Source organism: Candidatus Termitispirillum reticulitermitis (assembly GCF_054655775.1).
In genome coordinates, this window is the sequence record NZ_BAAIHG010000055.1 from 1 (window position 1) to 8,449 (window position 8,449).

General features: G+C 44.5%; 11 protein-coding genes. 2 read left to right on the top strand and 9 right to left on the bottom strand.

The window, feature by feature from the left end:
- The first annotated feature begins 37 nt into the window (after positions 1-37).
- Positions 38-238: an AAA family ATPase gene (locus AC1MDJ_RS05945; RefSeq protein ID WP_479690028.1), complete on the top strand. Its 201-nt coding sequence runs from the start codon at positions 38-40 to the stop codon at positions 236-238.
- Here AC1MDJ_RS05945 and AC1MDJ_RS05950 read toward each other — a convergent pair.
- The 5 genes from AC1MDJ_RS05950 to AC1MDJ_RS05970 all read right to left on the bottom strand — a co-directional run bounded on the left by AC1MDJ_RS05950 (position 179) and on the right by AC1MDJ_RS05970 (position 3,573).
- Complete coding sequence (locus AC1MDJ_RS05950) at positions 179-334, bottom strand: hypothetical protein (protein WP_479690029.1); 156 nt, start codon at positions 332-334, stop codon at positions 179-181. The two genes, AC1MDJ_RS05945 and AC1MDJ_RS05950, sit on opposite strands and share 60 nt — an antisense overlap.
- 82 nt (positions 335-416) lie before the next feature.
- Positions 417-1,316 carry an ABC transporter ATP-binding protein gene (locus AC1MDJ_RS05955; RefSeq protein WP_479690019.1) on the bottom strand — a complete coding sequence of 300 codons (900 nt, stop codon included), beginning with the start codon at positions 1,314-1,316 and terminating at the stop codon, positions 417-419.
- Complete coding sequence (gene xseA / locus AC1MDJ_RS05960) at positions 1,316-2,527, bottom strand: exodeoxyribonuclease VII large subunit (protein ID WP_479690020.1); 1,212 nt, start codon at positions 2,525-2,527, stop codon at positions 1,316-1,318. The genes AC1MDJ_RS05955 and xseA overlap by 1 nt, the downstream gene beginning before the upstream one ends.
- Positions 2,527-2,802 carry an FtsB family cell division protein gene (locus tag AC1MDJ_RS05965; RefSeq protein WP_479690021.1) on the bottom strand — a complete coding sequence of 92 codons (276 nt, stop codon included), beginning with the start codon at positions 2,800-2,802 and terminating at the stop codon, positions 2,527-2,529. The genes xseA and AC1MDJ_RS05965 overlap by 1 nt, the downstream gene beginning before the upstream one ends.
- 111 nt (positions 2,803-2,913) lie before the next feature.
- On the bottom strand, positions 2,914-3,573 hold the full coding sequence (locus AC1MDJ_RS05970) for a hypothetical protein (protein WP_479690022.1): 660 nt from the start codon (positions 3,571-3,573) through the stop codon (positions 2,914-2,916).
- 289 nt (positions 3,574-3,862) lie between these two features.
- Between AC1MDJ_RS05970 and AC1MDJ_RS05975 the strand changes: the two genes are divergently transcribed.
- Positions 3,863-6,103, top strand: a complete 2,241-nt coding sequence (locus AC1MDJ_RS05975; RefSeq protein ID WP_479690023.1) for a hypothetical protein — start codon at positions 3,863-3,865, stop codon at positions 6,101-6,103.
- 7 nt (positions 6,104-6,110) lie between these two features.
- Here AC1MDJ_RS05975 and AC1MDJ_RS05980 read toward each other — a convergent pair whose 3' ends face one another.
- The 4 genes from AC1MDJ_RS05980 to AC1MDJ_RS05995 all read right to left on the bottom strand — a co-directional run.
- Entirely contained in the window at positions 6,111-6,764 is a 654-nt protein-coding gene (locus AC1MDJ_RS05980; RefSeq protein ID WP_479690024.1) for a phospholipase D-like domain-containing protein, read from the bottom strand.
- A gap of 2 nt (positions 6,765-6,766) precedes the next feature.
- Positions 6,767-7,351 carry a ribosome biogenesis GTP-binding protein YihA/YsxC gene (gene yihA / locus AC1MDJ_RS05985; protein ID WP_479690025.1) on the bottom strand — a complete coding sequence of 195 codons (585 nt, stop codon included), beginning with the start codon at positions 7,349-7,351 and terminating at the stop codon, positions 6,767-6,769.
- Complete coding sequence (locus AC1MDJ_RS05990; protein ID WP_479690026.1) at positions 7,351-8,199, bottom strand: DHH family phosphoesterase; 849 nt, start codon at positions 8,197-8,199, stop codon at positions 7,351-7,353. Before AC1MDJ_RS05990 ends, yihA begins: the two co-directional genes overlap by 1 nt.
- Before the next feature lie 9 nt (positions 8,200-8,208).
- The coding region (locus AC1MDJ_RS05995; RefSeq protein WP_479690027.1) for an SAF domain-containing protein at positions 8,209-8,449 on the bottom strand (241 nt) is incomplete at its 5' end.

Sequence of the window (8,449 nt, forward strand, 5' to 3'; positions counted from 1 at the left end):
ACAAAAAACAGACTTTACTGATAAAAAGGGAGTCTTGTTGGAACTTCAAGCCAGTGGCACTAAAGCACTCTATCGCAACCTATATTTCTATTATCAGGTATTGACGAGAGGCGGTTTATTAGCTCTTGACGAATTTGACACCAATCTGCATCCAGACTTATTGTTGCCATTATTAACTTTATTTGACGATAAAAGCCTTTATTGCATTTGTCTTGCCAGATGCATTAGCCCCCTTTAGGCAAATGAGATTAGCAACTCCTGAATCATTTGTGAAATCTATCTCCATCCATTCACGGAAACAAAAGAAGTTTTTCACGCCAAATCTTAATAACATAAATATAACTCTCCCAATTTTACTATGAAATAAGTACACATAGTTTAGTATAAACAATGCTCGTCTATCTGTCAATACCATTTTAGCAAGCAAAACAAGCCACCCCGTCCGCCAACACGGGCTTTTCCCGTCTGCACCTGTCCATTGCATTTGGGCAGCGTTCACAAAATATACATCTGTTAGCATAGTCAGCAGTATTTTTAGCCATGCGCCCCGCAATAGTCGCCAACGGTTCTCCCCGCTTGGCTAGGCTAGGCACGCATTCTTTGAGTGCTTTAGTGTATGGGTGGCGAACATCCCCCCGTGCCAGCCTCTCTTTATCAATGACTTCTACAATCTCCCCCGCTGTCATTACGATAACCCTGTCAGCAATTCGCTCCACAAGTGCTATATTGTGCGATATGAATAACATAGCTAATTTTCTCTTATACCTCAAGTCCATAAGTAGCTTGATAATCTGTGCTTGGATGATTACATCCAGCGCAGTCGTTGGCTCATCTGCAAGCAATAGTCGCGGAGATGCTGCAAGGGCTAACGCTATCATTACACGTTGGTTCATACCGCCTGATAGTTGGTGCGGATACGAATTCAGTCGCTCTGCGGGGTAGTCTATACCCATCTCCGCCAGCAAAGTTGTTGCCGCTTTGCGCGCATTAGTTTTATTGTCAGCTAACTTATGCAATAGTAGCGTCTCCATCATCTGCTCCCCTATTGTAAATACTGGATTTAATGCCATAGTCGGGTGCTGAAATATCATAGAAATTTTGACATCGCTTGTCACTAGTTCATCATAGCTTATTTTCACAGCAGACGGAGTCAAGCCCATAATGGCACGGGCAGCCATACTCTTGCCAGCACCAGACTCCCCCAGCATGCCGACTATCTCATTGCTAGATACATCAAATGATATATTTCGCAGTATGTGAACCCTGTCAGCGTCAGTGCCACCGACACAAGCGTTTAAGTTACGAACTCTCAGCATTACGCACCTTTGCCAGTGATATTTGCTGATAGCTCACCCCCGCGCATACGGATAGTCAGCTCGTCCCCTATTGACACCTCATCAGCCCCAGTTATGAACCGCTCACCACACATCACCATCGCAAAGCCACGTTCCAGCACCCTATCTGGAGCTAATGAATTGAGTCTCCCTGTGAGTACGTCCAGCTTGCCACTACAAGCTGTCAGCAGAATATTCACAGCACTTTCAAGTCGCCCTGTCAATGATTTTAGTCTCATCATATCCAGTTGTAGCTTATGCCTAGGTCCTGCAGCCGTCAAACGTGTAGTTAGGTTATCTAACCGCAATGTCCAGCTTGTTAGCATGTTATTGAGCTTGCTGGAAATCAACCCATAATAGGCATCTACAAACTGAAATGCTGTCTTATAGCTACCTGTGAGCAGCTCTGCCGATGCAGTTGGAGTTGCAACGCGCCTATCCGCTACCATATCGCATATAGTCCAATCCTGCTCATGCCCTATTGCCGATATTGTTGGGACTTGCGAATGTTTAAGTGCTCTCGCAATAGATTCATCATTAAATAGCGACAAGTCTTCAAGCGAGCCACCACCGCGCGTAAGCACCAACACATTATAATCAGCCGTGCACCTGCCCGCCCGCTCTATCGCCTGCACTACCAGTGCTGCCACATCTTTACCTTGAACGGGGATTGCCCACACGTCTACATTAAACGGCAGTTTGGGCGTGCCCGTTCCTAGAAAATCGCCAGCTGTCTTTAAGAAATCCCCTATTGCAGCCCCTTTCGGCGATGTTAATAGGGCTATTTTATGCGGATATTGCGGGATAGCTCGCTTAGTCGCAGCGTCAAAGTAGCCCAATGCTTCAAGTTTTCGTTTGGTTTCCTCAAACTTTCTATAGAAGTCGCCAGTGTCATCATATATAATCCGCTCAACCAGCACTTGATATTCGCCGCCCGCATCGTATAGGGTGAGTTTGCCTATTATGCGCACCTTGTCGCCAACTTTCGGAATAAAGCTGTCTTGTCTGATAACGTATTTGAAGTAGACCGCCTTTACCAACGCTCCAGCGTCCTTTAGCGACAAATAGTAATGTCCGCTGGAAGAGTGAGATATGCCTGCAACCTCCCCCAGCACCATCATTTTGGCAGGCAATGCCTGTGTGAGTGCGCCTTTGATAAGTTTTGTAAGCTCCGATATGGTAAACTGTTGCATTACTCGCGCTTCTTTATATACTGGTGCTCGTCACTTTTCTGTAAGCCCAGTTCGCGGCGGATAACGTATTCAAGGTATTCATTGTTAGTTGTTGCCAGCTCCAATTCGCGCTCCAGATAAGCAATTCTATCGGTCATCTCCGCAATGCGCGCTTCATACTTACGGTGTGTTTCTGTCATACGCGCATATTTTAAGATGCCGTTGTTGCCGAACACCATATAGCACACAAGCACAATAATCACCGCCGTGTAGAACAGCGTCAGTTTAGCACTCATACCGTTAGAATAGCTTCAGGACGGCAGTGCTTGTCTGCCTAGCAACGTCCGCAAGCAGATAACTGCATGCAAGTTTCAGATAGCCTTGATTTGTGCGAACCATATATTACCTCACTTTAGTATGGTTTTTCTAACGTTTATATCATCCACACAGCCCGTTACGGCAAGCCTGCTAAAGAACCAATCCATCTGTCTGGTCATATCAGCCAACATATTTACGCCTGTCCGTGACGTACGCCACTCACTAACTGTTGTGGCGTCAGATTTGCGTATAATCGCCCTGCTGATTGTGAAAAAGAGCGCATCATCTGTGCCGATATATTCGCCGATAAGCCCCTCCAAATACACACCATCTTTTCGCGTCTGCGTGTAAATGACCGCCGAACGTGTCGCATACTCGTTGCCCTCAGTGCGTTCATACAACTTTTCGGAACTATCAAACTGCTCGGCAACGGGTACCATTGCCCATTCGTCGTTGCCACTAGCGTTATGAACTTTAGTTAATGTATAACTATATTGCGGCTTTGCAGTAGTTTTTAATATATAGGCTAACCGCTCTTCCCCGTCTGAATTGGAACGTTCAAAATCTAAATATGTAGGGGCAGCACTGAACGTTACCATAGCACATGGGTATGCATCGTTTGCCTCAAACACATTGCCATAAGTGCGCGGCGCAGGGGACACTGGACGAAACAACGCACAGCTTGCTGACAAACCCAATAATACCGAAACTAACAGAACAACTGTCGCCAAATTAGGCTTATAAAACATATAACACCGCCAGCACTATCATATATCCATATACATAAAAATGCAATACATAGCTCCCTTGCACTCCTTAAAAAAGTGTGCTACCTTGTCAGCTCATTCAGGGTGTAGCGCAGTGGTAGCCCTATCTGTTTTAGATACAGAGGGTTGCAGGCACATGACCAGCGATAACGGGGAGTTTATTTGGTTTATGTCTAGTGAAAACATAGTGTTTATTGGTGTCTTTACCCCCCCCCCGCAAACGCAATGTCAATGCGGGTTTGGGCGGTCGCCGATGCAACGGTAGCCGCCTATGTATAGTTTTCACGCTTTATTTAACAGGTTTAAGCACCCACTCTTTGTTTTAACATCGCTAGTCGTTGTCGTATGTGTCTATTGCCTATTGTCATTTGTTATAGCAGGGCATATAGGCGTGCCGCTCAAATATCAAAAGCATATAGAAATTAGCCAAGCTGAACTATACAAGGGTATAGATGATAACTTTAGTATAGTTGGTGCCGATAAGAATGTTATTCGTAGCAAGTCGGGCAAAGGTGCAATAACATTAAATATAGGCGATAGGGCGTCTAAAGATTACAGACGGCTAACATTAGTTGCATCTAGGTTGAACCGTGCCTTTGGTGTAGGTAGAGATGCTTATCTTGCATATACGAACGATATAAGCCTTGACATATCTAAAGCAAAACCTTATCAACGCTATCTCAAAGGCGTTTATCAATGCTTTTTTACAACTAATTTACAGGATGGATTGAATACATCTAAGCACTTATCTAATGGCAATTGGCAAAAGTTTCGTGTAAGCTTTGAGGGGTTAACAGGCTTATCTATGGAGCTTGAAGGCGCATATCTGAGCAGGTATCCCATTATATCTAACAGTTTCATCGTGCCATTTATTGTCATTTCGCTACTGGTTATAGTGGTGTTGACATTGTTGTTCTACAAGGATGTTTATAGATATGTCAAGACGTGTGATAAACTGCTATTTGCTGCTATAGTAGCTACTCAACTGCTTGTAATTGGCTACTACGCCAGCCAAAAGAAGGATTTTACATGGGACGAGGTAATGACCTACTACCACGCCAATAATAACGAGGACGACGTTTTTGACTACAGTAGCAGCTCCGACTGGCGTCCTCATAGATATATATTTGAGGCGATGACCGCCCAGCCTAACGAGGGGTTAGCCCATTTTAACGATTTGCGGACTAGGTATTCCCCACATTCACCGCTTTACTTTATGCAACTGCACCTAGTTTCGCTGCTATTTCACGATAAGTTTAGCATTTGGCTAGGGGCAGGGCTGAATATGTGCTGGTATATTGCGCTATCTATCCTGATATACGCTCTGTCTAAACGATTCCTCGCTGGCAAGCTTGCGCTATTACCCACTATCCTATGGGGTTTCAGTGGCACAGCCATTTCAATGGTTATGTATATTCGCTCTTATGTTGTGGTAACGTTTTTCTTCACGCTGTTGGTATATATTGCACTTGCTCTACTGGAAAAGCCGCATTTGACAAAGAGGTTTTATGCACTGCTTGCGCTAGTTTTATTTGTAGGCTTTGATGCAAGCAACTATTTTGCCGTATGGTTAATAGGCACTGCCATTGTTCCGCTAGCCATTCTCTTATATCAAAGGCAGTTGGGTTATGTTATAAAATTAGGACTGGCTTTTGCCGTAGGCGGATTAACCTATTATAATTTCAACCCAAGAATTCTTAAGGCGTTTAACTATCGGCAAGTGAATGATGTCAGTGCTTTGTTTAAGTGCTTTGCCACATTTATGCACGACCTAAACACCGACCTGTTTGGCGGTATTGTGTTTCCTGCTGTGTTGCTTATGGCTGTTATGCTAATTGTAATTATTGTTCGCTCTTACTTTGATATAAGTATTTCTATTAGTGCCTTAACTATGAAAGTAAATGTTAAAACGATAAAACACTCTAGCAATGACAACGGGCAAACTATAAATGTGAATATAGCGTTCGCCACCATCGCTGTGGGAATCGCTTTCTACATATCATATATCAGCTGGCAGACTAACCTGCAGGGACCGCAAAGTCGTTATTTATGGGGCTTGTCCCCCGCCTTTGCTATTTTGATAGTAGCAACTCTAAACAGCATATTCACTAGATTGAAGTTCTGCGCTCCAGTCTTTGTGGTAGTTGTGCTGTTGTTTGCAATCGCGGGGTATAAGAATAAAGTGCTTTTGTATTTTAGCAAGCTGGATGTTCTAGCTATTAGCGAGCCTTACAGGGATATGCCTGTAATTATATTGAGCAGTGCGCCACACGGTGCAAACCCAGAGGTGCATAGGGCAATAAACTTTCGACAGGCGATACATATCCCTGATGATTATGAATTTTTATTGCCTGCCATTAGGGATATATCAAGCGATGATAGTGTGCTCGTGCTAATCTCTGGCGACAGGCTTGACAATAACGCAGTGTTCAAGTTTATGGAAAAGCAAGGCTTCAATGAACGAGTTCAACTAATGTTCGCTCACTACTGGCTATTTTCTAAAACCAAATAGCAATGCTTTATTTGTTCTTCTTTGTATTCTTCTTTTTAGCGGACTTCTTATTGTCAGGTTTTTTGGTATCAGGTTTTTTGTGCCGCACTAGGTCGCTGCCGTCAATGGACTTAATATAAGTCGCCACTTCGCGGGCCACATCAGGCGATACAATGCGCGTAGTAAGCTCGTTGTTGCGTTGCAGTGCACTAAAAGTGTAGTTATGGCTACCGATGTAGCTTATATGCCCATCTATGACACAGGTCTTGGCATGTAGCATTCGTTCAGGTTCATCGTAACGCACCTCTGCTCCAGCGCGTTTTAGCTTCGCCCCAGTCTCACGGTTAAACTTAGTGCTTGATGAGTCGTCATCGCTCACGTCCATAATGATATACAGCTTTACTCCGCGTTTTAATGCGTCTAGCATTGAATCTAACAGCAGTTTAGTAAAGCCTTTGTCGCGGCTGTCCGTCTTAAACATATAGATAGCACAAACAATCTCAGAAGCTGCTTGCGATATATCCTGCGTGATTGGTGGCAGAAACTCATCATTTTTTAAGATGCTTACTTGTGCTGTGTATTGACTGGGTGCTGCGATAATGTAAGACGCCGCAATAAACACTGCCAGCAGTGCAATGCCACCCATACTTAATAGCCGTTTTGTTTTAACACTTTTAGGCATAATCAACTCCAGTTAAGTGCTACATATTCAGATATCGCCCCGCGCAACTCTGTCAGCCCCAACCCAGTCATAGCTGAGAATACTATCAGCTCATCAGCCTTAACGCCTATTTCTGTGGCTAGTCGCACCCTGTTAGCAAGCATCTGCGCCTTTGAAAACTTGTCCGCCTTAGTCAGCACTACCCGCACCGCCACTCCGTAGCCTGTCAAAATTCTAACGAGCGAACGCTCCTCTTCGCCGAATGAACGCCGAATATCCACCAACAGTATACATAACAACAAGTTCTTTCTGTTCATCAGATAGCTGTCAATTAGGCGTGCCCAGTTCGCCCGCTCTGCCTGTGAAACCTTTGCATATCCGTAGCCCGGCATATCCACAAACATTGCGGAGTCCTCTATGTTAAAGAAGTTTAATAAGCGTGTCTTGCCCGGTGTTTTGCCCACCTTCACAAGGTTCTTTCTGTTCAATACCTTGTTAATGAGTGCTGATTTACCTACATTGCTACGCCCGACAAAGGCTATTTCGGGATAGGCTGGTGAGGGCAATTTTCTCGCCTGTGCGACAGAGATTACAAATTTAGCATCCATCAGATAATACCAGCGGTTTTTAATATTTCATTTGCTGAGAAATTACTGTTCAGCAGGAACCCTGCAGCATTTTTATGTCCGCCACCACCGTTGTTCACAGCGATAACACTAACATCAACATCCTTCTTACTGCGGATAGATAAACGTTGGCGCTGGGCGTTTATTATAACAACATAATCAAATTCAGAGTTATTTTCTAGCACATAGTTGCCTAACTCGCTTGTGAACGACTCGGCAAATACAACTGCAAAATTGCGCCCCTGCTTATCGGTGTGGCGGGCAATATTTTTTACAGCATTATGTATGTAATTTCTACGTCGCTCATCTTCAAAGCTCATCAGCATAACTTCCGCACCGGTAAAGCCTGCATAAGGTTCGTTTAAGAACCGTTTTTCAAAGCGACTCAGCCCGTAGATGCTAAATAGCATATTCATCCGCAGGCTATCGTCTCGTTTCAACAGCCACAAGTCAAAGTCGTTCACACAATATGCAAAATCTTCGTAGGCTGATACGTCATAGCCCATTTCAGTGAGTTTATGATAGGTTAGCAATGTTGCACACTCCTTGATGGAGTGTGTGGCAAACGAGTGTTTTGCAAGAGCCTCGCTGGACTTGTGGTGGTCTATGAATATTAGCTCGCGTTCCCCTGCTATAGCTTCAATATGAGCAGCGGGCAACGACAGGTCTGTGATTATAACGGTAGCGTATTTGCTCATATCGCCTTTCAATGCATCCTCTGTGTCGCTGTGCGTGACATACATCGTGCTGATGTTTGTACCGAATGCCTTTTTTACGAGGATACCGCAACCCACTCCGTCTAAATCATTATGTGATATGTGTAAAATCATCTATTTAACCTACTCAACCATACTTGATAGCAGCGGTTCGCCACGCTTCAGTCCACGTTTAGCTTTTTTGCCAACAACATCATAAAGATGTTTCGGGGGCAACCCCCCAGCTGGACGGATAGAGCGGATATTCCTACTGGTCAGCTCCTCACCTTTTGCAACATTCGCCACTACAAAAAGCGAACGCCCGATTTCACGCGCACCCTGCCTAACACTCTCATCAGGCAATCTATATATGCCGTCCCCGACA

What these genes read in the sequence shown, in the direction of transcription:
- AC1MDJ_RS05950 (WP_479690029.1), bottom strand. Translation starts at nt 334, where the DNA reads ATGTTATTAAGATTTGGCGTGAAAAACTTCTTTTGTTTCCGTGAATGG.
- AC1MDJ_RS05955 (WP_479690019.1), bottom strand. Translation starts at nt 1,316, where the DNA reads ATGCTGAGAGTTCGTAACTTAAACGCTTGTGTCGGTGGCACTGACGCT.
- xseA (WP_479690020.1), bottom strand. Translation starts at nt 2,527, where the DNA reads ATGCAACAGTTTACCATATCGGAGCTTACAAAACTTATCAAAGGCGCA.
- AC1MDJ_RS05965 (WP_479690021.1), bottom strand. Translation starts at nt 2,802, where the DNA reads ATGAGTGCTAAACTGACGCTGTTCTACACGGCGGTGATTATTGTGCTT.
- AC1MDJ_RS05970 (WP_479690022.1), bottom strand. Translation starts at nt 3,573, where the DNA reads ATGTTTTATAAGCCTAATTTGGCGACAGTTGTTCTGTTAGTTTCGGTA.
- AC1MDJ_RS05975 (WP_479690023.1), top strand. Translation starts at nt 3,863, where the DNA reads ATGTATAGTTTTCACGCTTTATTTAACAGGTTTAAGCACCCACTCTTT.
- AC1MDJ_RS05980 (WP_479690024.1), bottom strand. Translation starts at nt 6,764, where the DNA reads ATGCCTAAAAGTGTTAAAACAAAACGGCTATTAAGTATGGGTGGCATT.
- yihA (WP_479690025.1), bottom strand. Translation starts at nt 7,351, where the DNA reads ATGGATGCTAAATTTGTAATCTCTGTCGCACAGGCGAGAAAATTGCCC.
- AC1MDJ_RS05990 (WP_479690026.1), bottom strand. Translation starts at nt 8,199, where the DNA reads ATGATTTTACACATATCACATAATGATTTAGACGGAGTGGGTTGCGGT.